At 65.7% G+C, this 24,624-nt stretch carries 22 protein-coding genes; 9 read left to right on the top strand and 13 right to left on the bottom strand.

What is annotated here, in order from left to right:
- The first annotated feature begins 125 nt into the window (after positions 1-125).
- The 4 genes from NTD82_RS23765 (at position 126) to NTD82_RS23750 (ending at position 3,698) form a co-directional block, all read left to right on the top strand.
- Positions 126-725, top strand: coding sequence for a 2-hydroxychromene-2-carboxylate isomerase (locus NTD82_RS23765; protein ID WP_262130521.1), 600 nt, complete (start codon positions 126-128; stop codon positions 723-725).
- A gap of 2 nt (positions 726-727) precedes the next feature.
- The gene (locus tag NTD82_RS23760; protein ID WP_095153749.1) at positions 728-1,432 is read left to right on the top strand and encodes an SDR family NAD(P)-dependent oxidoreductase; all 705 of its coding nucleotides are present in this window, start codon (positions 728-730) and stop codon (positions 1,430-1,432) included.
- 67 nt (positions 1,433-1,499) lie between these two features.
- Complete coding sequence (locus NTD82_RS23755) at positions 1,500-2,090, top strand: TetR/AcrR family transcriptional regulator (protein WP_262130520.1); 591 nt, start codon at positions 1,500-1,502, stop codon at positions 2,088-2,090.
- A gap of 84 nt (positions 2,091-2,174) precedes the next feature.
- Complete coding sequence (locus tag NTD82_RS23750; protein WP_262130519.1) at positions 2,175-3,698, top strand: FAD-dependent monooxygenase; 1,524 nt, start codon at positions 2,175-2,177, stop codon at positions 3,696-3,698.
- On the opposite strand, the gene NTD82_RS23745 is transcribed toward NTD82_RS23750, so the two are convergent.
- Positions 3,665-4,885 (bottom strand): sugar transporter, encoded by a 1,221-nt coding sequence (locus NTD82_RS23745; RefSeq protein ID WP_262130518.1) that lies wholly within the window; start codon positions 4,883-4,885, stop codon positions 3,665-3,667. The two genes, NTD82_RS23750 and NTD82_RS23745, sit on opposite strands and share 34 nt — an antisense overlap.
- Positions 4,886-5,342: 457 nt before the next feature.
- On the opposite strand from NTD82_RS23745, the gene NTD82_RS23740 reads away from it, so the two are divergent.
- The 3 genes from NTD82_RS23740 (at position 5,343) to dsdC (ending at position 8,531) form a co-directional block, all read left to right on the top strand.
- Positions 5,343-6,023, top strand: a complete 681-nt coding sequence (locus tag NTD82_RS23740) for an N-acetyltransferase (protein ID WP_262130517.1) — start codon at positions 5,343-5,345, stop codon at positions 6,021-6,023.
- Positions 6,024-6,264: 241 nt separating this feature from the next.
- Positions 6,265-7,602 carry a D-serine ammonia-lyase gene (dsdA, locus tag NTD82_RS23735; protein WP_262130516.1) on the top strand — a complete coding sequence of 446 codons (1,338 nt, stop codon included), beginning with the start codon at positions 6,265-6,267 and terminating at the stop codon, positions 7,600-7,602.
- Entirely contained in the window at positions 7,602-8,531 is a 930-nt protein-coding gene (dsdC, locus tag NTD82_RS23730) for a DNA-binding transcriptional regulator DsdC (RefSeq protein ID WP_262130515.1), read from the top strand. Before dsdA ends, dsdC begins: the two co-directional genes overlap by 1 nt.
- A 32-nt stretch (positions 8,532-8,563) precedes the next feature.
- Here the strand turns inward: dsdC and NTD82_RS23725 are convergent, their stop codons facing one another.
- Genes NTD82_RS23725 through NTD82_RS23710 form a run of 4 tightly spaced genes read right to left on the bottom strand, consistent with a single transcriptional unit; the run spans position 8,564 to position 12,777 of the window.
- On the bottom strand, positions 8,564-9,682 hold the full coding sequence (locus NTD82_RS23725; RefSeq protein ID WP_262130514.1) for an agmatine/peptidylarginine deiminase: 1,119 nt from the start codon (positions 9,680-9,682) through the stop codon (positions 8,564-8,566).
- 37 nt (positions 9,683-9,719) lie between these two features.
- Complete coding sequence (locus tag NTD82_RS23720) at positions 9,720-10,814, bottom strand: extracellular solute-binding protein (RefSeq protein ID WP_262130513.1); 1,095 nt, start codon at positions 10,812-10,814, stop codon at positions 9,720-9,722.
- Entirely contained in the window at positions 10,811-11,719 is a 909-nt protein-coding gene (gene aguB, locus NTD82_RS23715; protein ID WP_262130512.1) for an N-carbamoylputrescine amidase, read from the bottom strand. Before aguB ends, NTD82_RS23720 begins: the two co-directional genes overlap by 4 nt.
- Entirely contained in the window at positions 11,716-12,777 is a 1,062-nt protein-coding gene (locus NTD82_RS23710) for an agmatine/peptidylarginine deiminase (RefSeq protein ID WP_262130511.1), read from the bottom strand. Before NTD82_RS23710 ends, aguB begins: the two co-directional genes overlap by 4 nt.
- A gap of 135 nt (positions 12,778-12,912) precedes the next feature.
- Between NTD82_RS23710 and NTD82_RS23705 the strand changes: the two genes are divergently transcribed.
- Complete coding sequence (locus NTD82_RS23705) at positions 12,913-13,770, top strand: LysR substrate-binding domain-containing protein (RefSeq protein ID WP_262130510.1); 858 nt, start codon at positions 12,913-12,915, stop codon at positions 13,768-13,770.
- Here the strand turns inward: NTD82_RS23705 and NTD82_RS23700 are convergent.
- The 5 genes from NTD82_RS23700 to NTD82_RS23680 form a co-directional block, all read right to left on the bottom strand.
- Positions 13,761-14,492, bottom strand: coding sequence for a CPBP family intramembrane glutamic endopeptidase (locus NTD82_RS23700; protein ID WP_262130509.1), 732 nt, complete (start codon positions 14,490-14,492; stop codon positions 13,761-13,763). The genes NTD82_RS23705 and NTD82_RS23700 overlap by 10 nt on opposite strands.
- 470 nt (positions 14,493-14,962) lie before the next feature.
- Positions 14,963-16,633: an FAD-dependent oxidoreductase gene (locus NTD82_RS23695; protein WP_262130508.1), complete on the bottom strand. Its 1,671-nt coding sequence runs from the start codon at positions 16,631-16,633 to the stop codon at positions 14,963-14,965.
- 39 nt (positions 16,634-16,672) lie between these two features.
- Entirely contained in the window at positions 16,673-16,993 is a 321-nt protein-coding gene (locus tag NTD82_RS23690; RefSeq protein WP_262130507.1) for an NIPSNAP family protein, read from the bottom strand.
- Positions 16,994-16,995: 2 nt separating this feature from the next.
- The gene (locus tag NTD82_RS23685) at positions 16,996-18,726 is read right to left on the bottom strand and encodes an FAD-dependent oxidoreductase (protein ID WP_262130506.1); all 1,731 of its coding nucleotides are present in this window, start codon (positions 18,724-18,726) and stop codon (positions 16,996-16,998) included.
- 10 nt (positions 18,727-18,736) lie between these two features.
- A complete protein-coding gene (locus NTD82_RS23680; protein WP_262130505.1) occupies positions 18,737-19,546 on the bottom strand; it encodes a shikimate dehydrogenase family protein in 810 nt (269 codons plus the stop codon).
- Between the two features lie 145 nt (positions 19,547-19,691).
- On the opposite strand from NTD82_RS23680, the gene NTD82_RS23675 reads away from it, so the two are divergent.
- Positions 19,692-20,462 (top strand): IclR family transcriptional regulator C-terminal domain-containing protein, encoded by a 771-nt coding sequence (locus tag NTD82_RS23675; RefSeq protein WP_262130504.1) that lies wholly within the window; start codon positions 19,692-19,694, stop codon positions 20,460-20,462.
- 315 nt (positions 20,463-20,777) lie between these two features.
- Here NTD82_RS23675 and NTD82_RS23670 read toward each other — a convergent pair whose 3' ends face one another.
- The 3 genes from NTD82_RS23670 to NTD82_RS23660 all read right to left on the bottom strand — a co-directional run bounded on the left by NTD82_RS23670 (position 20,778) and on the right by NTD82_RS23660 (position 24,539).
- Entirely contained in the window at positions 20,778-22,421 is a 1,644-nt protein-coding gene (locus NTD82_RS23670; protein ID WP_262130503.1) for an acetolactate synthase large subunit, read from the bottom strand.
- 47 nt (positions 22,422-22,468) lie between these two features.
- Complete coding sequence (locus tag NTD82_RS23665; protein WP_262130502.1) at positions 22,469-23,194, bottom strand: transporter substrate-binding domain-containing protein; 726 nt, start codon at positions 23,192-23,194, stop codon at positions 22,469-22,471.
- Between the two features lie 91 nt (positions 23,195-23,285).
- On the bottom strand, positions 23,286-24,539 hold the full coding sequence (locus NTD82_RS23660) for an OprD family porin (protein WP_262130501.1): 1,254 nt from the start codon (positions 24,537-24,539) through the stop codon (positions 23,286-23,288).
- Positions 24,540-24,624: the final 85 nt, after the last annotated feature.

Raw genomic sequence — 24,624 nt, 5'->3', positions numbered from 1 at the left:
AATCTCACACCCCCCCTCCATAAAACCCACACCCTCGCCCATCAGGATGTCAGTTGACATCCAATCAGGATGACAACTAACATCCACCACCAGCAACACCCCCTCACTCCCACAGGAAGAGATCCATGAATCTCCAGTCTGTCTTCGATTACCGCAGCCCCTACGCGTACCTCGCCAACACCCGACTGCCGGGCCTGAATCATCCGGTCAGCTACTTCCCCGTCGATATCCTCGCCGTGATGAAACAGGTGAATAACCAGCCATCCCCCGCCTGCCCGCCGAAAGCCCGTTATTCGGGGATCGATGCCGGACGCTGGGCGGCGCTTTATCAGGTGCCGTTCGCGCCCAACGGCGCGCTGTTCCAGGCGATGCGTGACGGCCAGTTCGACGGCGCGTGGCTGGTTCGCGCCGCGCTCGCCGCGACCGAGGCCGGGGTGTTCGACGTGTTGCACCCAGCGCTGTTCAAGGCCGTGTGGGCCGGCAATGACGATCTGGCGAGCGCCCAAGGCCGCACGGATTTCCTCCGCGCCCACGGCGTGGACGCGGATATCTGGCAACTCGCCGACAGCGCCGCGATCCGCGAGCAACTGGCCGCCAACAATGACGCCGCCGCACAACGCGGCGTGTTCGGTGTGCCGACCTTCTTCTGTAATGACGAGATGTTTTTCGGCAACGACCGCCTCGACTTCGTCCGCGCCGCCCTCCAACAAGCAACAGGAGCTTGACCATGACCACCCAGAAAACCGCCATCGTCACCGGCGTCGGCCCAGGCACCGGCGCGTCCATCGTTCGTCGCCTGGTGGCGGACGGCTACCAAGTGGCGATGATCGCCCGTGACGCCCAGCGCCTCGACGACCTGGCCCGTGAGCTGCCAGGCACCCACGCCTTCCCCGTCGACGTGACCGACACGCCGAAACTGGAGCAGACCCTGGAGCAGATCGAAGCCCGCCTCGGCCACGCCGATGTGCTGGTACACAACGCCGTGGGCGCCACCTTCGGCACCTTCATGGAGATCGATCCGCAGGCGCTCGAGGTCAATTTCCAGACCAACGTCCTCGCGCTGTTGCACCTTGCCCGCAAGCTCTCGCCGGCCATGGTCGAAAAAGGCCAGGGCGCGATCATCGTCACCGGCAACACCTCGGCGCTGCGCGGCAAAGGTCACTTCGCCGGCTTCGCCCCGACCAAGGCGGCGCAGCGCATCCTCAGCGAGTCGATTGCCCGCGAGCTGGGCCCCAAAGGCGTGCACGTCGCCTATGTGGTCATCGACGCGGTGATCGACGTGGCCTGGACGCGCAAGCTGCACCCCACCGCGCCGGACAGCTTCTTTATCCAGCCGGCGGACATCGCCGCCGAAGTCGGCCACCTCATCCAACAACCACGCAGTGCCTGGTCGTTCCTGACCGAAGTCCGCCCATACGGCGAGACCTGGTGAGGTAAACCGGGCGCCGGGGACGGGTGCTATCATCCCGCCCCCGGATCACGCTTGAAGGACAGCGACAATGGGCCACTCCCAAGCCAGCAAACAGACCACCCATGACCGCCTCGTCAGCATCGCGGCCGAACGCTTCTGCGAGCTGGGGATCGACGGCCTGAGCATCGCCAACCTGATGAAGGAGGCCGGCCTGACCCACGGCGGTTTCTACAAACACTTCGAATCCCGCGACCAACTGGTGGCCGAGGCGCTAACCGCAGCGTTCCAGCGCTCTGAAGACCCGCAGCGCAGCCATCGGGCGGACTTCACCAGCCTGGTCGACGAGTACCTGAGCCCCGAACACCGTGACGGCGTCGGCACAGGCTGCGCGGTCGGCGCACTGGTCAGCGATATCGGCCGGGTGCAAGGCGAGGCGCGCGAGCTGTACACGCGCAAGCTGCGGGCGAATTTCAGCGGCATCGCCACCCTGCTGGGCGATGCCCAGGACACTGAAAAACGCGCGCAAGCGATCGTCGCCTTCAGCGCCATGGTCGGCGCCCTGGGGCTGGCACGCGGCGCGGCCGACGAGGCGCTGTCGCTGGAAATCCTCTCGACCGTGCAGCGCTTTCTGCTCGACAGCTTCGGCGGCGACAGCGAGGCACCCGCGCAGCCCACCTGACCGCGTCGTTTCCTACCCATCGCAACGGCACAATCCCACCGCCGCTCTACACTCATCTGACGATCCCAGCGCGGAGGGTGTGGCATGAGCAGCACTGAAGTCCTGATCATCGGAGCCGGTCCTACCGGGTTGGCATTGGCCCTGTGGTTGAGCAAGCTGGGCGTGAACATCCGCATCATCGACCAGGCCAGCGGCCCCGGCACCACCTCCCGGGCGCTGGCGGTGCAGGCGCGAACCCTGGAGCTGTACCGCCAGCTCGACCTCGCCGACGCGGTGGTCGAGCGCGGCCATCAGGTGCCGGCCGCCAATCTCTGGGTCAAGGGCCAGCAGGCCACCCGCCTGTCGTTGCAGGACATCGGCGCCGGCCAGACGCCCTACCCGTTCCTCGAAATCTTCCCCCAGGACGAACACGAACGCCTGCTGATCGAGCGCCTGCAGGGCTTCGGTGTGCAAGTGCAGTGGCAGACCGAGTTGCTCGAACTGAACCAGGATGAACAGCGAATCCGCGCCCGCCTGCGCCTGGCCGACGGCCGCGAAGAAGACTGCGAAGCGCGTTACCTGGGCGGCTGCGACGGCGCCCGTTCGACGGTGCGCAAGGCGCTGGGCATCGGTTTTCCCGGCGGCACCTACGAGCAGGTGTTTTATGTCGCGGATGTGCAGGCGTCGGGGCCGGCGATCAATGGCGAGCTGCATGTGGACCTGGACGAAGCGGATTTTCTGGCAGTGTTCCCGCTGGCCGACAACGGGCGCGTGCGGTTGATCGGCACGGTGCGCGACGAGCGCGCCGAACAGCCTGAAGAGTTGCGTTTCGAAGACATCAGCCGCCGCGCCATCGAGCACATGCAAGTCACGGTCGAGCAGGTCAACTGGTTTTCCACCTACCGCGTCCATCACCGCGTCGCCCAGCAATTCCGCCGCCACAACGCCTTCCTGCTCGGCGATGCCGCCCATGTCCACAGCCCGGCCGGCGGCCAGGGCATGAACACCGGCATCGGCGACGCCATCAACCTGGCCTGGAAACTGGCCAGCGTGCTGCACGGCAAGGCCACCGAAGAACTGCTGGGGAGCTACGAGATCGAACGCAAGGCCTTCGCCGAACGGCTGGTGGCGACCACCGACCAGGTCTTCAACTTCATCACCGCCGACAGCCGCCTGGCCACGCTACTGCGCACCCGCTTCGCGCCGGCGCTGCTGTCGCGGTTGACCGCCATGGCCACGGTGCGCAACTTCATGTTCCGCACCGTCTCGCAGATCGGCCTGAACTACCGGCTGATGCCGCTGAGTTTCGGCAGCGCCGGCCATGTGCATGGCGGCGACCGCATGCCCTGGGTGAGTAACGAGACGGGAGACAACTTCGCCGAACTGCGACGGCCATGCTGGCAGGTGCAGGTTTACGGGCTGGCCAGCAAGGACCTGGTGGGCTGGTGCGCGGCGCGGCAGATCCCGTTGCAGGTATTCGCCTGGAGCCCGGCGCATGAAGCCGCCGGGCTGGCGCGCAATGCGCTGTATCTGTTGCGCCCGGACAGCTACGTAGCGCTGGCCGAGACGTCATCTTCCACCGCGGTGCTGGAGCGTTACTTCGCCGAGCGCTCGCTCAGGCCCTGCTGAGCCGGCGCCGCGACCGCGATGACGAAATAGCGCCGGGTGGCGTAAAGACACAGTAGCAGGCCAGCCACCGCCAGCGCGCCGCCGAACAGGCCAATATCGCCAAGAGCGACATGGGTCGCGACCATGCTGCCCAGCAGCGCGCCACCGCCGATGCCGACGTTGTACAGCCCGGAAAACATCGCCATCGCCACGTCGGTGGCATCCGACGCCAACTTCAGCACTTTCGACTGCAACGCCAGGCTGAAACACATGATGCCCATGCCCCACAACGCGCTCATCGCGCACAACAGCCATGGCACGCCGGCCAGCGGCAGCAGCATCAGCAGGCAGAAACCCAGCGCGGCGATCGAGGCGATCAGGAAGCCGTGGGGGAAACGCTCGCTGAAATGGCTGAACAGGATCGAACCGAACACCCCGGCACCGCCGAACACCAGCAGCAGCACCGTAGTCATCTCGCCGCTCATGGCTGCCACCTGCTGAGTGAACGGTTCGATGTAGCTGTAGGCGGTGAACTGCGCGGTGATCACCAGCACCACCAACGCATACACCGACATCAGCGCCGGACGCTTGAGCAGCACCGGCAGGCTGCGCAGCGAGCCGGAATTCTGGCTCGGCAGCAGCGGCAACGAGCGCAGCAGCCAGAGCAGGGTCAGCACGGACACGCCGGCGATACCGTAGAACGTCGTGCGCCAGCCCAGCGCCTCACCGACCACCCGTCCCAGCGGAATACCCAGCACCATCGCCAGCGTGGTGCCGGTGGCCAGCAGCCCCAGCGCCTTGGCCTGCTGGCCCGGCGGCGCCACGCGCACCGCCAGCGATGCGGTGATCGACCAGAACACCGCATGCGCCAGGGCAATCCCCACCCGGCTGACCAACAACATGCCGAAGCTGGTGGCCAGGCCCGACATCACATGGCTGAGGATGAACAACACAAAGAGAAAGCCCAGCAGCCGGCGGCGCTCGATATTGCGGGTCAGCAGCATCATTGGCAGCGACGTCAGCGACACCACCCAGGCATACACCGTGAGCATCAGCCCGACTTGGGCGCTGGGCATATCGAAACTGCGGCCGATATCGCTGAGCAGCGCGACCGGGACAAACTCGGTGGTATTGAAAATAAAGGCACCCAGGGCCAGCGCGAAAACGCTGAGCCAACTGCCGTTACGGGGTTCAACGGGGCTATTCATGCGGTGACTGGAACTCCTGAAAGCTGGACAAAACACGGACGTGACAAAAGCACCCATGAACCGGTGGTTCGGGTGTGCCAAGCGGGCTTTGTAAGGAAAAGTGAATAGACGGCAGTCTACGTGAGCCGAACCCGCGTCGCAAACGCTTGCGGTGCGATCCGTCAGTGGCGAGGGAAAACAGGCGCCAGAATCTCGTCAAAAAACCGCCATCACTTTCCGACCACCTGTAACGCTACCGCAACCCGCTAAACAGAGCGGTTAATGACAATTTACATAATTTGATACAACTGCCCCGCTGGCTTTTTGACACGATGGCAAAACGCTGCGCTATACCATGAAAAAAGTTTCATCTTCGCCGCGTTCACTTGCCGGGCCACCGCCAACGCTGACTTGCCAGCACGCCGCCATTGCCCGCATCGACACACCCGAACCGCCCTAGAGCAGGACAGGAGGCAACATGCGTGCACTGAACCACATCAAACGAAAAGGCCTGCGCCGGACCCTTGCCACCCTGTGGCAACGCTACGTGTTCTTTCACTGGGAACTGTTGTGGATGGAGCGCGACCTGACCACCCCGGTCGGCCCGCACAACCTCAAGGACCACCCGCCGGTAAACCTTGCGCTGATCACCGAAACCAACGCCGACGCCTTCGCCCGGCATTTCGGCGACCGCGTCGAGACCATGCGCGAGCTGGCCCGCGAAGGCCACACCGGGCACATGTACCTGGACCAGGCCGGCGACGCGATCGCGTTCATCTGGGCCAGCACCCGCGATTATCACGACCGGCATTACTACGGCTGCACCTTTCCCGTGGCACGGGGAGATTTCTTCGAATTCGGCGGCGAAATGATCCCGGCATTCTTCGGCAGCCGGCTGTCGGTGGATGCCCAGGTCAACCTGTGGAACGCCATGCAGGCCAAAGGCTGCACCCGGGTGGTGGACGTGGTGGAAACCCACAACGTGCCGGCGCTCAAGCTGCACCTGCGCATGGGCTACCACGAACAGGGGCGCGTGGTGCACGTGTACGGACTGTTCGGGCGCTGGAAGCTGTTCCGAAATGCCCAATACAGCGGCTCGCGGCTGAAACCGCTGTGCGCACCGCGCTCGGCGCCGGTGCCGAAGGCGGAACTGGCCTGAGGGTGTTTTGCGACGGACAGATGATTTGAAATCACCTGTCCGCGGCCGGGATATCCCTTGTTCTCTGGCGGCGCACTGGCGCTAAATGGCAACCCTGAAGCCCTCACAGGCAGCGTTGCTCTGACCGGCGCCATCGCCGGCAAGACCGGCTCCCACCCGCCAGCCCCGCAGCTCTGTGGGAGCTGCCTTGCCAGCGATAAGGCCCGCCGCCGCCCCGACACCCCAGCCCGGAGAGCCACTGATGCCCCTGGAAAAACCCGCTCAAGACTGGTGCAACGAACACCCCCTGCTCGCCGATTTGGTCGCCCTCAAGGAAAGCACCTGGTTCAACCCCGCCATCGCCCCGAGCGCCGAAGCGCTGGGCGATGTGCCGCTGACCCGCGCCGACATGGATGACGCCAGCGCACGCCTGCAACGTTTCGCAGCCTTTATCCAGTCCGCCTTTCCGCAGACCCGCGAAGCCGGCGGCCTGATCGAATCACCGCTGCATCCCCTGCCCGCCCTGCAAAAACTGTTGGGCGCGGATCAAGGCCAGCTCTGGCTGAAAGCCGATAACGAACTGCCGATCTCCGGCTCGATCAAGGCCCGCGGCGGCATCTACGAGGTGCTGGCCCATGCCGAGCGCCTGGCCCTGGCGGCCGGTTTCCTGCAACCGGGCGACGACTACGCGAAGCTCGACAGCGACGCCGCCCGGACCTTCTTCGGCCAGTACCGCATCGCCGTCGGCTCCACCGGCAACCTCGGCCTGTCGATCGGCATCATCAGCGCGCGGCTGGGCTTTCAGGCCACGGTGCACATGTCCGCCGACGCCCGCCAGTGGAAGAAGGACAAACTCCGCGCCCACGGCGTGACCGTGGTGGAGTACCCCACCGACTACAGCGTCGCCGTCGCCGAAGGCCGCCGCCAGGCCGAGGGCGATCCGTACTGCCACTTCGTCGATGACGAGAATTCCCATCAGCTCTTCCTCGGCTATGCGGTGGCCGCCCTGCGCCTGCACGGTCAACTGCAACAGGCCGGGATCCGCGTCGATGCCGAGCATCCGTTGTTCGTCTACCTGCCGTGCGGTGTGGGCGGCGGTCCTGGCGGCGTGGCGTTCGGCCTCAAGCAGGTGTTCGGCGACGCCGTGCACTGCCTGTTCGCCGAGCCGATCCACTCGCCGTGCATGTTGCTGGGGGTCTACACCGGCCTGCATGACGCGGTGTCGGTGTACGACTTCGGCATCGACAACGTCACCGCCGCCGACGGCCTCGCGGTGGGCCGCCCTTCGGGCTTCGTCGGCCGGGCCATGCAGCGCCTGATCGACGGCTACTACACCGTCAGCGACGAAAACCTCTACCGCCTGCTGGCGCAACTCGACGCCTGCGAAGGCCGGCGCCTGGAACCGTCGGCCCTGGCCGGGGTGCCGGGCATCCTGCGGGTGCTGCGTGAGCAGCAGGGTTATCGCGAACGCCTCGGGCTGACTGCGCGCCACCTGGCCAACGCCACCCATCTGGTCTGGGGCACCGGCGGCAGCATGGTGCCGGAGGCAGAAATGGCCGCCTACCTCGCCACCGGCCGCCAGTACCTGGGCGCGCACTGATGCTCAACCTTCCGCCGCGGCTGGCGACGCGACTGGGCAGCAGCCAGTTCGCCAACCTGCACACCTTCCTCGTCGCCGCCCGGCATTTGAGCTTCGCCCTGGCGGCGGAAGAACTGTGCCTGACCCCCAGCGCCGTGAGCCACCGCATCGCCCGGCTGGAACAGGCCCTGGAACTGCGCCTGTTCGAGCGCCTGACCCGACGCATCCGCCTGACCGCCGAGGGCGAGCGAATCTTCGCCATCCTCGATGACGCCGTCGAAGCCCTGGACACCGCCCTGCACAGCCCCGACGCGGACCTCAGCGGCCCGCTGGCGCTCTACGCCCGCCCGTCCATCGCCAATGACTGGCTGGTGCCGCGGCTGGCGGACTTCCACCGCCGTTACCCGCGCATCGCCCTGGATGTGCGGGTCGGCAATGACCCGGTGGATTTCCGCACGCAGAACCTCGACCTCGCGCTGGTTTACGCCCGCGGCGAGACGGCCGGGCTGGTCAATCATCACCTGATGGACGAGGCCGTCACTCCGGTGTGCAGCCCGCGCTATGCCGAAGAGCACGGATTGCACGACGCCCCGCACAACCTGCGCCAGTGCACCTTGCTGCACGATGCGCTGGCCTGGGAACACGCGCCGTTCGATGCCGAATGGCGCCGCTGGGCCGAGGCCCGCGACCTGGCGCATTGCCTGCCGGAACGGCGCATGACCTTCGACCGTTCCGACCTCTGTGCCAATGCCGCGATCCATCACACCGGCATCGCCATGGGGCGCCAGCGTCTGGTGCAGCGTTATCTGGATGAGGGGTTGCTGGTGACGCCTTTTGGTGGTTTTGCGCAGCCGGGGGCGTTGGGTTATTACCTGCTGCATCCGCCTTGCCGGGTGTTGCCGGCGCGGGTGGGGGCGTTGTTGGAGTGGTTGTTGGAGCAGGGTGGATAGCGCATCGCGACGGTTCGGCGCGATAGGTCAACCTACACCCAAGGCATCTGATGCGTCACACAATGAATCCCCCCGCCACCCGCAGCAATCGCGTCGATCTCCACCTGCACGATGTCCCGGTCCGGGTACAGCCCCGACAACAATTCAAACGCCGCCCTGTCCGCCTCACGATCCCCAAACTGCGGCGCGATCACCGCGCCGTTGATGACGAAGTAGTTGATGTAACCCGCAGCGAAATCCGGGTTGTTGCGGCTGAACGGGCTCTTGCGCGGTTTCAGCGGTGGCGACACGGTGTGCACGGTGAGCTTGCGGCCCTCCGCATCCGTCGCGTTGCGCAGAATCTCCAGGTGCGCGCGGGTCACCTCGTGGTCATAGGACTCCGGGTCGGTATCAAGGTTGGCGATCACCACGCCGGGGCTGACGAAGCGGGCGTAGAAATCCACATGGGCATCGGTGATGTCCTTGCCGCGGATGCCCGGCAGCCAGATGATCTTGCGCAGGCCCAGGCAGGCTTTCAGTTCCGCTTCCACGTCGTCCCGGCTCCAGCCGGGGTTGCGGTTGCCGTTGACCCAGCAGCTCTCGGTCATGATCCCGGTGCCGTGGCCGTCCACTTCGATCCCGCCGCCCTCGCCCACCAGTTCGCTGCGCAGATGCCGCGCCCCGCTTTGCCCGGCCAATAACGCGGCGATCCGCGCGTCCTTAGAATGCCGTTGTTTGTTGCCCCATCCGTTGAAGTTGAAGTCCAGCGCGGTCAGGCCGCCCTCCTCGGTGGTGAGAAAGTTGGCGCCGATGTCGCGCATCCAGATGTCATCCAGTTCGGTGACCAGGAACCGGGTGTTGTCGCTGCCGCACAGTTCCTCGGCCAGTTCGCGCTCGGCTTCACGGCACAGCACGGTCACCGGCTGGTAACGGGCGATGGCGCGGGCGATACGGCCGAGGGCCGCCTGCACATCGGCGGTGAAGTCTTCCCAGATCGCCTCCTGCGCACCAAAGGCGATGAAGGCGTGACGCTGGCGTTCGCCCTCGTCGGGCATGAACCAGTCGTCGTCTCCTGCGGCAAAGGCCCGCAACGGCAGCAAACCGCTGCTGGCGATCAGTCCCAGGCTGCTGGCCACGGAAACCTGCCGGATGAACTGGCGGCGTGTCGGCATTTCTTTGTCTCTCACTTCGAGTTGGGGGTACGTGGGGCTAACCGCCGCTGGCGGTCTTGAACTTGGTCCAGGTGCGCATCCGTGCACGCATCGCCGACTGGGCGATGTCCTTGCCGGGAATCAGGCGCTGGAAGCCCGCTTCATCAGGATAGATATCCGGGTTGTCGCGCATCGCCGGATCGACCTGCGGTCGCGCCTTGGCGCTGGAGGTCGGGTAGCCGGTGAAGTTGCTGATGGCCGCCATGTTGTCCGGGCGCATGACGAAGTTGATGAAGGCGTAGGCGTACTCCGGGTGTTTGGCATCCACCGGGATCGCCATGTTGTCCATCCACACCGTGGTGCCCTCGCGCGGGATGCGGTACTGGAAACGCACCGGCTTGCCGGCGGCATCGGCGGCGCGCTGGGCCTGGGTCATGTCGCCGCTGTAGCCTAGGGACAGGCACAGGTTGCCGTTGACCAGGTCGGTGACCGGCTGCGACTGGAACTTGCGGATATACGGTCGCAGCTTCAGCAGCAGTTCGCTGGCCGCGGCCAGGTCTTCGGGTTTGGCGCTGCGCGGCTCGCGGCCCAGGTAGTTGAGCACCACCGCCAGCACCTCGTCGGGCGAATCGATGATGGAGATCCCGCAGTCGGCGAACTTCGCTGCCAGCTCCGGCTTGAACAGCAGATCGAGGCTGTTCACCGGCGCGTCGGCGAGGCGCTGGCGGACCATCTCCTCGTTGTAGGTCAGGCCGATGGTGCCCCAAGTGTAGGGCACGGTGGCGCTGGCGGAATGAGGATAGTGCTTGCGCAGTTGCTGCAGGCCCGGCTCGATATCCGCCAGCGCGGTGATCCGCGCAGGGTCGAGGGCCTGCAGGCTGCCGGCGCGCATCAGTCGCTCGGCCACGGTGTCGCCGGGGAAGATCAGGTCGTAACCACTGCCGGCGGTCATCAGCTTGGCCTCCAGCACCTCGCTGCCGTCCATCACATCGTAGATCACCTTGATCCCGGTTTCGGCGGTGAAGCGCGACAGCGTGTCTTCGGCAAAGTAGTCGGCCCAGTTGTACAGACGCAGGGTCTTGCCCGGGTCGTCAGCCTGGGCAGTGCCAACCGCCAGACCCAGAAACGCGGCGCATAGCCAGTGGCGATTCATCGCGCACCTCCCTGACCCCAGACGCTGTTCTGGCGGCCGTCGAGGCCCAGCAAGGTGCCGTACATTTCCGGGCGACGGTCGCGGAAGATGCCCCAGGTCAGGCGCTCGTCGCGCATCGCGGCGAGGTCGAGGGTCTGCACCACGACACCGGGCGTCTGCCGATCGGCCTCGGCCAACAGCTTGCCCTTGTGGTCGCAGATAAACGACGAGCCGTAGAAATCCATGTGCAGTTCCGCGTCGCCCGTCGCCACTTCGCGCCCGACCCGGTTGGCCGCCACCACCGGCAGCAGGTTGGCCGCCGCGTGGCCGCGCATGGTCATCTGCCAGTGGTCGCGGGAGTCCAGCGCGGCGGCGCCGGGCTCGGAGCCGATGGCGGTGGGAAACAGCAGCACCTCGGCGCCCATCAACGCCAGGCAACGCGCCGTTTCGGGGAACCACTGGTCCCAGCAGATGCCCACGCCGAGACGGCCGAAAGCGGTGTCCCAGACGCGGAAGCCGGTATCGCCGGGGCTGAAATATTCCTTCTCCTGATAGCCGACAGCGTTGGGAATATGGGTCTTGCGGTAGACCCCCAGCAGGCGGCCATCGGCATCGGCCACGCTCAGCGAATTGAAGAACGCGTTGCCGGCCTTCTCGAACCAGCTCAACGGCAGCACCACCCCAAGCTCGCGGGCCAGCGCGGCGAAGCGCTGGAGCACGCGGCTGTCGCGGTACTCCTCGGCCAGGGCGAGGTGCTTGTGGTCCTGCTCGATGCAGAAATACGGCGTGGCGAACAGCTCCTGCAACAGGATCACCTGCGCGCCTTGCGCAGCTGCTTCGCGGACCCGTTGTTCGGCGCGGTCGAGGTTGTCCTGCAGGTTCCAGGTGCAGTGCATCTGGGTGGTGGCGACGGTCAACAGGCTCATGGTTTCACCCCCACTACCGGCCAGGCCGGCTGCTGCTGGGTGATGCAGTGCACCCCGCCGCCGCCGTGGGCCAGGTGGTTGATCTGCACCGGCACCACTTCGCGCCCCGGGAATGCGGCGGCCAGTACCTGGGCGGCTTCGCGGTCGGCGTCGATACCGTAGGCCGGCATGATGATCGCGCCGTTGGCGATGTAGAAGTTGGTGTACGAGGCGCAGAACACCTCGGCCTTCGGATCCACCGCGGCGCTGGCTTCGTACAGCTCGATCAGTTCGAACGGGCGACCTTTGGCATCCCGCGCCAGCTCCAGGGCGCGGCGGTTTTCCCGCACCACTTCGGCGTACACCGAATCCTGCTCGCGGGTCGCGTCCACCAGCAGCACGCCGGGGCGGGCAAAGGCGCAGACGCCATCGACATGACCGTCAGTCATGTCGCCGGTGACGTAGTCGGGGTCGCCCGGCAGCCAGATAGTCTTGGTGATCCCCAGCAGGCGGCTGAAGATCTCTTCCATCTCGGCCTTGCTCACCCCAGGGTTACGGTTGGGGTTGAGCAGCACCGACTCGGTGGTGATCAGGGTGCCTTCGCCATCGACATGAATGGCGCCGCCTTCGTTGGCCAGCGGCGTGCCGAAACAGTCCAGGCCGAGCGGGTTGAGCACGCGCCGGGCGAGGCTTTCGTCGAGGTCATGAGCCGACTTGCCGCCCCACGCATTGAAGCGCCAACTGACCCCGGCCACGCCGTGTGTCGGGTGGCAGACGAAGCTTGGCCCGGAATCCCGGCACCAACTGTCGTTGACCGCGTGCTCGATCAGCTCGACGTTAGGTCCGCAGAGATCGGCGGCGCTGGCCCGGCCACTCGGGTCCACCACCAGCTTCACCGGTTCGAAACGGGCAATGGCATTGGCGACCCGGGCGAAATCCGCCTGCACATCGGCCAGGGTCACACCCCAGATGCCTTCCCACAGAGCCTGGTTGTGCGGCCAGACCATCCAGGTCGCCGCATGAGGAGCCCACTCCGCGGGCATCGTCCAGCCGCTCGTTCCAACGCCATTGCACAGCATGTCTGTCACCTTTCAGTTAAGTATTTTTTATGACTGAAATCCGCTGAGTGCGGAATGGAGTTCATGCTATGGCTTCAACTACGGCGCAACAAACGATAGATTTAGCGCACAACTGATTAGCCGAGCTTATCGATAATGCTGAAACACTGGCCCCCGCTGAACGCCCTGCGCGGCTTCGAAGCCGCTGCCCGCCTCGGCAGCTTCCACAAGGCCGCGGACGAACTGCACCTGACCCAGTCGGCGATCAGCCAGCAGATCCGCAGCCTGGAAACCTTCCTCGAACAACCGCTGTTCTTCCGCACCGGGCGCAGCGTCAGCCTGACCGATGCCGGCCACGACCTGCTCAGCACCACCCAGGCGTTGCTGCAGGACCTGTCGGTGGGCATCCGCCGCCTGGAGCAGTACCGCAAACCCAACCAACTGGTGGTCAACACCACGCCGGCGTTCGCCCGCCACTGGCTGCTGCCGCGCCTGGGTGACTTCCATCGTCAGCACCCGGAGGTGGATTTGTGGCTGTTCACCACCTTCGAAGCGCCGGACATGGCCACCCAGACCATCGACCTGAGCCTGCGCGATGACCTCGAACCGCAGGTGGAATGCAGCTATCAGCCGCTGTTCGACGACCGGCTGTATCCGGCCTGCCACCCTGACCTGATCGACCAGCCGCCCGCGCAGCGCACCACCCTGCATGGCGAGCGCAACATGGACTGGAGCCGCTGGCAGGTACTGGGCGGCGAGGATGTCGGCCAGCGCGGCAACGGCCTGAACTTCTCCGATCCGGGGTTGCTGCTGGATGCCGCCTGCGAGGGTCATGGGATCGCCCTGGTCAGCCAGTTGCTGGCGGCGCGGGCGCGGGAAAAAGGCTTGCTGCAACCGCTGAGCGAACGCAGCGTGGCCGGCGCGACCTGGGCGTGCTTGATTCATCAGGACAGCGAAAAAAGCGCGATGACCCGGGCGTTCAGTCAGTGGTTGCGGGAGGCCATTCAGCCCTGACTCATCGGTACCGCGATCAACAGGATCGCCGTGCCGTGCGCCGCGATGGCCGCGAAGATGCCGTAGCGCATCCGCAGCAGTGCGCACACCAGCCCCTCGATCAAGGTGAACGCAAGAATCGGCCAGCCCACTTGCGTGACGCTCAAGGCCAGGAGCGCGTGGCAGGCAGCAAAGGCGACGGCGCTGCCGAGAGCGGCGCGCAGGGCGCTGGTGTGCTGCTCGAGGTGACCTTGCAGCATCCCGCGAAACAGCACCTCTTCCAGCGCGTTGCCGCCGTAGGCGAGTACCAGCAGTCCGCCGAACCAGAGGCCGCTGACGTCGAGTCCGTTGCCCTGATACAGCCGCAACGGCAGACCGATGGCGAGCCCGGCCAGCAGGCCGAGGAACAACCCGAGGCCAACATTTCCCCTGCGCCAGACCAACAGCGCCCACAACTCCGGCGCCACCCTCGCCAGCAGAGCGATCAGCACCAGTGACAGCAGGCCCAGCGCGGCCAGCACCAGCGGGTTGGCGATGAAGGCGATCTGGACCTGATCCGACAGCGACCACAGACCTTGCGGCGTCATTGCGTCGCGAAGCAGTACGAAGGTCAGCAGCAGGACAAGGATGCGCATGCCGGCCTGGTGCTTTGGCGTTAGCCAGAACCACAGGGCGCAGAGCAGGAAACCGGGCGTGAGGTAGAGCAGGTAGGCGCTGAGGCGGGAAAGTCCTTCTTCGAGCATTGCGCGGGGTCCGTGGGCGGCGGTGGGGTGGGCAGTTTAGATGAGGTTTGTGGGGGGCTGCAGATATTGGCACTCCATCATGGGGGCTAGCCGACAGATCTTCAGCGCTCTCAAGATCGAGCGCCGCCCGCGCGGCGCATCGCGACGGTTCGGCGCCCCGACAAGCTCGCTCCTACATTGGTTGCAACGTGCCTAGGTCTGTGAGGCCATGGTTGAACGCCTTGTTTGTACGACGCGGTATCGAGTCGACTTCAACAGCCTCCCCGCGATTCATCGCCAAGCGCCAAGGGCGGGCAACACCTCTCTGTCAGGCCATGGCACGTTGCAACAAATGTAGGAGCGAGCTTGTCGGGGCGCCGAACCGTCGCGATGCGCCGCGCGGGCGGCGCTCGGTCTCAAGAACGCGAGAAACTTGTCGGCTAGCACCTGGCGGCCATGACCAGATCCTCTGCCAACCCCCTTCTCTCCAATCACTCCCCCCCAGCCAACGCCACCCCCGCCAAATACCCAAAGGTCATCCCCGGCCCAAGAGTGATCCCACCACTCGGGTAATACCCGCCCATGATGCTGTTCATATCATTGCCCACAGCATGCAGCCCCAGAATCACCGCACCGGCGCCATCCAGCACCCGCGCCTGTTCATCCGTCTTCAACCCGGCAAAAGTCCCAAGGCTGCCCGGCACCAGTCGCACCGCATAGAACGGCCCGCTGAGCGGTCGCAATGACGGGTTGGGCTGGTTCGATGGATCCCCCGAAGCACGGTTGTACGCCGACTGCCCGCGCCCGAATTCGGGGTCGTGCCCCACCCGCGCATGCTGGTTGAACCGCTCGACCGTAGCCTGCAACTGCGCTGCATCAATACCACAACGCTGCGCCAGTTCGACAAGGTCGCGGCCTTTGACGAGGTAGCCGCAGCGCCGGTAATACCCGGTCGGAAACGGAAACGGTTTGGCCCAGCCAATACCGAAGCGGCGCTGCGCCTGGTGGTCGCAGATCATCCAGGCCTCGGGCGCCTGTCCGGCCGGGGTGCGGGCGAACAGGTCGTTCATGAAGTCGTGGTAGCAGTCGGCTTCGTTGGTGAACCGTCGGCCATCAGCCCCCACGGCGATAAAGCCGGGCTTGCCCCGGTCGATCAGATGCGGAAAACGTCCGGGTGGCCCCTTGCGCCGTGGCACCAGCGATACCGGTGCCCAGGCGGCGTCGTGGGCGAGGTCGTCGGCCATCAGGCCACCCGCTTGTTCGCCAAGGCGCAAGCCGTCGCCGCTGTTGCTCAAGGGCGCCGCGCAGTGATGATCATGACCAAGGCGTTGTTGCAGGCGCTGCGAGTCGTGGGCGAAACCACCACAGGCGAGGACCACACCCCGCCGGGCGCGCACCTCGCACGCCACGCCATCACGCTGCAGCACCGCCCCGCTCACCCGGCCACCTTCGCGCAGCAGGCGCAGCGCCGGGCTGTCGGTCAGCAGGTTGACCTGCAGGTCGAGCGCGCTCTTCAGCAGGCGCGCCACCAGCGCATTGCCGTTGACCAGGTGCATGCCGCGCCGATAGCGCAGCAGGTCAGCGCCATGCCGCAGCAGGCGCTTGCCCACATGCCACGCGGCTTTCGCCGAACGCCGGGCATTGAAGAACGCGCTCATATCGGCGCCGCCCGCAATGCCCATGCCGAACAGGCTGACGATATCCAGCGGCGGGCGCAGCGTGTCGATCCACGCCCCGAGCGCTCGCCCATCGAACGGCTGCGCACACAAAGAACGCCCGCCCTTCGCCGCGCCGTCACCGTCGCGCATGTCCGGCATTGTGCTGCCGGAGTAGAACTGCACGGCGGTGTGACGCTGGAAGAACTCGACCATTTCCGGGCCACGGCGCAGGTAGACCTGCTGCTGCGCGGTCAATGCTTCGCCGCGCACCTGCTCCAGCAGATAACGCTCGGCCCCCTGCTCCGCTTCAACCGTGCCTTCGGCCAGCGCCAGCGGATTGCGCGGCACCCACAACCAGCCGCCGGACCAGGCGCTGGTGCCGCCGAGCAGCGCGGTTTTTTCCGCGACGATCACTTTCAGTCCGCAGTGCGCCGCGGTAACCGCCGCCGCCAGGCCTGAAGCCCCGGAACCGATCACCAGCACGTCGCATTCAAGCTGTTGCATTGCGTATTGCCTTTGTTGAGGCGAAGCCAGCTCGCGGGGTCACTTCAGCGGCGAGAAACCGGTCGGGCGCATCAGCCGCGATTCCAGCTTGAGCACCGCGCCGAGTTCTTTGTTCTTGCGACCGAACTCGGCCCAGCGCGGGTCGGCGGCCATGCTGGCGCGGCGGGCGGCGCGGTCGTCGAGGCTCTCGTAGGCCCAGATGTGCACGACCTGGTTGGCCTCGCCGAATTCAGTGGTGAAGAAGCCCACCAGGTTGCCCAGATGCTCGGTCTGCACCGCCAGCGCATCGCTCTGGTACAGGGCCAGCCAGTCGGCCATACGGGTCGGGCTCAGGGTGTAGGTGCGCAGTTCGTAGTACATGGTTATTGCTCCAGGACAGGTGAGGGAAGAGTCGCCAGCCGTTCGGCGGCGTGGCAGGCCGCGAGCCAGCCGAAAGTCAGGCCGGGGCCGATGGTGATGCCGGGGCCGGGATAGGTGCCGTCCATCAGCGAGTTCATGTCGTTGCCAGCGGCATACAGGCCGGGGATCGGCGCGCCGCTGGCGTCCAGCACCCGCGCCTGGCCATCGGTGGCCAGGCCGCGGGCCGAGCCGAGGTCGCCGGTGTGCAGGCGGACCGCGTACCACGGCGCCTTGAGCAGCGGCGCGTTGCACGGGTTGGGCTGGTGGTCGGGGTCGCCCATGTAGCGGTTGTAGCTGTTGCCGCCCTTGCCGAATTCGCGGTCGAGGCCGTCGCGGGCATCACGGTTGTAGCGTTCGAGGGTGCGGCGCAGGCCTTGGGGATCGACGCCAATGCGCGTGGCCAACTGCTCGGCCGTGTCGGCGCGGTAGAGGTAGCCGGCGTCGATCAGCGCGCGGTTGTCCACCGGCTTTGGCCGGGCCAGGCCGAGGCCGTATTTGTTCAGGGCATCGGCATCGCAGATCAGCCAGCACGGTGTGTTGCCGGTTGCGAACATGGTCTGGACGAAGTGGTGATAGGAGTTGGATTCATTGACGAAGCGCTCGCCGGCCCGGTTGACCGCAATCACACCGGGCTTGGCGCGATCGGTCACCAGGTGCGGAAACCGCTCGCGCACGCCGTTCTTGTGCAGCACCTCGGAGACCGGTGCCCAGAAGAAGTTGGCGGCGAGCTTCTCGCCCGCCACCGCGCCGGCCGCCTGACCCAGGCGCAGGCCGTCGCCGACGTTGGTGTCCGGCGACATGGTCAAATGTGCGGCATCGCTGTGCGGACGCTGCGCCGCCGCATCCGGCCCCGCAGCAAAACCACCGGTGGCGCAGACCACGCCGCCACGGGACAGCACCCGCTGCGGGCGACCGTCGCGGGTGATCATTGCGCCGACCACCGCGCCGTTCTCGAAGATCAGCGAGTCGGTGCGGCTGTTCAGCCACAACTGCAGGCCATCGGCGAACGCGCTGGTCGCAAGCCTTGCGATCAGTGCGTTGCCGGTGGTCAGCCGCGTGCCGCGCGGATGACTCAGGCGGTCGATGGCGTAGCGGCCCATGAGTTTCAGGCAGTGCAACAACGAACGCGGCGAGCGGCGGAAGCTCAGGAAATGCTGGATATCGACGCGGTTGACCATCATCCCGCCGAACAGCAGCATGCCCGCCGGCGGCATCTTCAGGTCCTTGAAGTGCGCGCCGAGGCGACGGCCATCGTATTCGAGCATTTCCAGCGCGCGGCCGCGGTCGGTGCCGCCCTCTTCATCCGGGTAGTAATCCGGCGACAGCGGACGCAGCGCGTATTTGAGCTCGGTATTGGCTTCAAGCCAGCGCAGCGCGGCATGGCCCTGGTCGATATAGGCGTCCACCAGCGCGGCGTTGTAGCCGGGGCCGATGGTTTTTTGCAGGTAGCGGCGCATGGCTTCCGGGCTGTCTTCGATGCCCGCGGCGCGGGCCTGGTCGGTGCCGTGCAGCCACACCGCGCCACCGGAAATCGCCGAGGTGCCGCCGAACTGCGCGGCCTTTTCCACCAGCACGACCTTCAGGCCCTTGCGTGCGGCAGTCGCGGCGGCGGCGAAACCGGCGGCGCCACTGCCGAGCACGATCAGGTCGACAAGCGCATCGCCGTCAGCGGGAAAACGGGTTGCCGTATTCATCGCCCGCCCCTCACAACTGCAAGGGCGTGACGCCCATGAAATGGCCGAGGTTGCCGAGTTGGGCGAAGGCCATTTGCGGCCCGGTCTGGATGCGGCAACCGCGTGCGCGGGCGGCGGCCAGCAACGGCGTGATTTCCGGCGAAGTGACCACGTCGGCGACCAGGGTCGAGGCCTGCAGCCCGTCCAGTTGCGACGCGGGCAACGGCAGTTCACCGGTGCCGCCCATGCCGGCCGGGGTGGCGTTGACCACCAGGTCGAAGCCGGCGAGCGTGTCGTAACCGATGTCGATGCGGACCTCGCCGAACGCCTTGCGCAGCAGCGCGGCCAGCGTCTCGCAGCGCGACAGGCTGGCATCGCTGAGCACCAACGACGCCACCCCGGCCTGGCACAGCGACCAGGCGATGGCGCTGCCGACACCCCCGGCACCAATCACCAGCGCACGCTTGCCGCGGGCCTGGAAACCGTTGAGGCAGGCGGCGTTGAGAAAGCCCTCGCCATCGACGTTGTCGCCCAACAGACGCCCATCGGCCTGGCGACGGATGACATTCACCGAGCCCAGCGCCCCGGCCCGCTCGCTGACCTCATCGAGACGCCCGGCCAGCACCTGCTTGTACGGCACGGTCACCACCACGCCGCGCAGGTTCTGCCAGCCGCGCAGGGTATCGATGAAGGCGTCGAGGGCGTCCTCGCGGATATCGATGGGCAGCATCGCCAGGTTCCGGCTGTTGTCCTGGAACCAGCGGTTGAAGTTTTCCGGGGATTTGACCTGGGTGATGGGCGACCCGACGATCGCCACCAGTTCGGTGGATCCGTGCAGCATGCTGACCTCCAGAGGGTCCGTTTTGTTGTGCGCCAAGGGTGCGTCCTGGCGCCAGACGGGCCAATCGCGGCGATCGGCTTTCTGGTTGTTATTCGCAGCATGACTGCGATAATCGCACTCTTCGTCGATATTCCCCGGAATCGCCATGGCCCACCCCACCATCCACCCGCGCGACCTGATCGCCGGCCTGCAAAAGGGTCTGGCGCTGATGCAACTGTTCAGCGTCGATCAGCCGAAACTCACCGTGCCCCAGGCCGCCGCGCTGTCGGGCATGACCCAGAGCGCTGCACGGCGCTTTTTGCTGACGTTGGTGCATGAGGCGTTCATCGAGACCGATGGCCGCCATTACTGGCTGACCCCCAAGGCGCTGCGCATCGGCCAGGCCTACGTCGATTCGGCGCAACTGCCGCGCATGCTGCGCCCGGTGGTGGAACAGGTGGCGCGGGTCACCCAGGAGCACGTCTCGGTGGGCACCCGCGACGGCGACGAGATGGTGCATATCGTCCGCAGCCGCTACAGCCACGTCGCCTCGCTGTCGATCCGCCCTGGATCGCGGGTGCCGATGTACTGCACCGCCAGCGGACAGTTGTGGCTGGCGGCGCTCGGCGAGGAGGCACTGGATGCCTATTTCGCCCGCACTCAATTACGGGCGTTGACGCCCTACACCTGCGTTGACGAGCAGGCATTGCGCGAGGAATTGCGGGTTATTGCGCGCCAAGGCTACGCCGAGGTGGATCAGGAATTCGAAGTGGGCATGCGCGTGCTTGGTGTGCCGCTGCTGGACCGGCACGGCGTGCTGCGCTCGACGCTGGCGATCACCAGCCATGCGTCGCGGATCAGTGTCGAGGACATGAGGAAGCGGTTTTTGACACCGCTGTATGAGGCGCAGGCGTTGTTGCGGCCGGTGCTGGAGTGAAGCAAACCCGCTGATTGTAGGAGCGAGCTTGCTCGCGAAGGCCCGCAAGACAGCTCAAAAAGCCGGCTGATCTCACCCGAACCTGGGCCTATGGAACGCGAGATTCGGGTGTTCTTGAGGACGCTATCGCTGGCAAGCCAGCTTCCACAGGGTTGGTGGCAGCCGCAGAACCTGGCTTGCCAGCGACGGCGCTTGGGCCGGGGTGCGAGCTTCATCAAGCGCTTAGCCCGTTTCTCCAGCCCATAAAAAAACCGCCGCGTTCCGGAAACCCGGAACGCGGCGGTTCTTCATCATCAACGGAACAGCGTCAAACCCTTAGACCGCCAGGGCGCGCTCACGCAGTTCGATGTTGAGGATGCGATCGTTCTCGCTGTAGTCGACCGGGCAGTCGATCACGTGCACGCCCGGGGTCTTGATGCAGTGCTCCAGCAGCGGCAGCAGGCCTTCGGCGCTTTCCACGCGGTGGCCGTTGGCACCGTAGGCTTCGGCGTATTTGACGAAGTCCGGGTTGCCGTAGTCGAGGCCGAAATCGGTGAAGCCCATGTTGGCCTGCTTCCAGCGGATCATGCCGTAGCCGTCGTCACGCAGGATCACCACGGTGACGTGCATGCCCAGGCGTACCGCAGTTTCCAGTTCCTGGCTGTTCATCATGAAGCCGCCGTCGCCACACACCGCGATCACCGGACGGTCCGGGTACACCAGGTGCGAAGCCATGGCCGACGGCAGGCCGGCGCCCATGGTCGCCAGGGCGTTGTCCAGCAGCACGGTGTTGGGCTTGTGCGCCTTGTAGTTGCGGGCGAACCAGATTTTGTAGATGCCGTTGTCCAGGGCAACGATGCCTTCGGACGGCAGGGCGCGACGGATGTCGGCGACCAGGCGCTGCGGGTAGACCGGGAAGCGGTTGTCGTCCTTGCCTTCGGCGATCTGCAGTTCGTTGGCTTCGCGGATCGCCAGCAGGCGGGTGAAGTCCCAGTGCGAGGTGTCACCCAGGCCTTCGGCGATCTGCCAGACGGCGTTGGCGATGTCGCCGATCACTTCGATCTGCGGGAAGTACACGGCATCGACTTCGGCGGAGCGGAAGTTGATGTGGATGACTTCGGTGCCGCCACGGACCATGAAGAACGGCGGCTTCTCGATCACGTCGTGGCCGATGTTGATGATCAGGTCGGCCGCTTCCACCGCGCGGTGCACGAAGTCACCGGAGGACAGCGCGGCGTTGCCGAGGAAGCGCGGATCGCGCTCGTCGACCACGCCTTTACCCAGTTGGGTGGTGACGAACGGGATGCCGGTCTGGTCGATCAGTTGCTTGAGGACCTTGGCGGTCATCTTGCGGTTGGCGCCGGCGCCGATCACCAGGATCGGGCTGCGGGCGGTGCGCAGCTTGTCGATCGCGGCGTCGATGGCGACGTGCTCGGCCAGCGGGCGACGGTGCAGGCTCGGCGGGATCGGCATGGCGTCGGTCTGCTCGGCGGCGATGTCTTCCGGCAGTTCCAGGTGCACCGCGCCCGGTTTCTCTTCCTCGGCCAGACGGAAGGCTTCACGCATGCGCGAAGGAATGTTGTCGGCGGAAGCGAGCTGGTGGGTGTACTTGGTGATGGGGTCCATCATTCCGCACACGTCGATGATCTGGAAACGGCCCTGCTTGGATTTCTTGATCGGCTTCTGGCCGGTAATCATCAGCATCGGCATGCCGCCCAGGTAGGCGTAGGCGCCGGCGGTCACCAGGTTGGTCGCGCCCGGGCCGAGGGTCGCCAGGCTGACGCCGGTCTTGCCGGTCAGGCGGCCATAGGTCGCGGCCATGAAGCCCGCGGACTGCTCGTGGCGGGTCAGAACCAGCTTGATCTTCGACTTGCGCAGGGATTCCAGCAGGTCGAGGTTTTCCTCACCGGGAATGCCGAACACATACTCGACACCTTCGTTTTCCAGGCATTGCACAACGACATCGGCGGCCTTGGCCATCTTGCTTGCTACCTCAAGTGGGATTGCACGGGTTAAAAATCGATCACTCAGCGTGGAGCGCTGACATCGGTCTGTCCGGTGGCCAGCAATGCGCCACGAACAAAGCCTTGACGCAGGCAACGCTCGATAAAGTCACGCACATAAGCGGCGCCATTGTCGCACCTTTTCGGCACCGCCATCGCCTGGCGAATAGCGGTAAAGGCGCCGTCGAGCACCCGATAGCGCGAATCGGCGGCCGCGACCTTCTGCAACGGCTGGCGAACACCGGCCGCGGCGTCCAGATTCTGCGCGATGAACAGGTCCACGGCACCGGCCGAAGTGCCCGCCCGTTCCAGTTGTGCATGTTGCAGGGTGCGGCTGAGGAACAGGTCATAGGCCGCGCCCTCACCCACCGCCAGGAGCAGGCCGGCCTGATCGAGGTCTTCGACCTGCTGGAACGGCGCTTCGGCGCGCACCAGGTAAGTGCCTTCGATCAGCACATAGGGCTCGCTGAAGGCGATTTGCGCCTCGCGCACCGGCTCGATGGCGAGGAACGCCAGGGTCCAGGCGCCCTCGTCGAGCGCGGCGAAAACCTTGCCGGCGGCGTCGAAGGTGCGCATTTCCAGCGCTACGCCGAGTTCGTCGGCCAGCGCCTTGGCGAGCGCCACGGAGACGCCCTGTGGCTCGCCGTCCGGGCCGCGCTGGGCCAGGACTGGGTTGCCGAAGTTGATGGCGGCGCGGAGGATGCCGTCGGGAGCGAGGTCGGCGAGGACGGCGGCGTTCGGGGTGGTCATGCGATCAAACTCCAGAGGTGAGTGGGCCTGCCGAGCAGGCCATCGCGGGTAAGTCCGCGACTACGGACGGCCTGCGCAGCGGGCTTTGGTATTACCAGATCGGCAAGGTATAGGAAACGATCAAGCGGTTTTCATCGGCACCACGGGCAAAACTCGAGCGGTACGCCGCATTGCGCCATTTGACCCCGACATTTTTCAGCAGCCCGGACTGGAACACGTAGCCGAGGTCGGTATTGCGCTCCCACTCATGCCCGGCGCCGACCGCGGTGGCGGCGTCGGCCTGGTCGCCCTTGACGTAGCGGCTCATGAAGGTCAGCCCCGGCACACCGATGGCGCTGAAGTCGTAGTCATAGCGCACCTGCCACGAACGCTCGCCGGGCTCGGCGAAATCGTTGATCTGGATGTAGTTGGTCAGGTACGGGTCGGTGCCGTTGATGAACGGCATCGACGTGGCGCCGTTCATTTTCTGCAGGCCAAGGCCCAGGGCATGGCCGCCGAGGCTATAGGTGAACAGCGCGTTCAGCGCCCCGCTGTCGATCCGCCCGCCGCGGGCCGCACCGGCGTCGTCGCTGAGCATGTAGCGCAGGTCGCTTTTCAGCTTGCCGGGACCGAAGTTTGCGGTATGCACCAGCGCGAAAAAGTGCTGACGATAGACCTCTTCCAGCTCGGCGTACTGGTAGCTCAGCAGCACCTGCTTGCCGAGGGCGTAGTCGGCACCACCGATCAGGTACGCATCGCCATCGGCAGTGCTGCTGAAACGGCGGTTCTTGTTGTTCAGGGTCAGGCCGACGGCGTTGGTGGAGTCGCGGTCGGTCATGCGCTCGAAACGTGCGCCGGTGATGGTCAGGCCGTCGAGTTCCTTGATCGTCAGCAGGCCGCCGTCGAACGTCTGCGGCAGGATCCGTCCGGTGTTGGCCTGCAGGGTTGGCAACTTGGGAATCAGCGTGCCGTACTTCAGCTCAGTGTTGGACACCCGCACCTTGCCGGTCAGCCCGACGCGGCCGAACTGGTCGGCGGCGCGGCCGTCGTCATGGGTGGGCAAGAGGCCGGAGCCGGTACGGTCCGGGCTGGAATCCAGTTTCAGGCCGAGCATGCCCAGAGCGTCGAGGCCAAAGCCAACGGTGCCGGCGGTGTAGCCCGAACGTAGATCGAGGACGAAGCCCTGGGCCCATTCCTCGCGCTTGTTCTGCCCGGCGCCGTCGCGGAAGTCGCGGTTGAAGTAGTAGTTGGACAGTTGCAGGCTGGCCTTGCTGTCCTCGATGAAACCGGCGGCGCTGGCGGTGCCGGCGGCCAGGCACGGGGACAGCGCAATCAAGGTCTTGATGGTGTTTTTGTTGTTGTGCATCGGGGTGTCCGTTTTTTATAGGTATGGGGGTGCCGTGGCCCCGTGGTGGGGGCCAGGCTGGGAGCGTTGGAAAGGTCGGATCATC

It is taken from the genome of Pseudomonas sp. 5P_5.1_Bac1 (genome assembly GCF_025466015.1).
Lineage (GTDB): Bacteria > Pseudomonadota > Gammaproteobacteria > Pseudomonadales > Pseudomonadaceae > Aquipseudomonas.
Note: the sequence above shows the minus strand (reverse complement) of the source record. Positions and strands in the feature narration are given on the sequence as shown.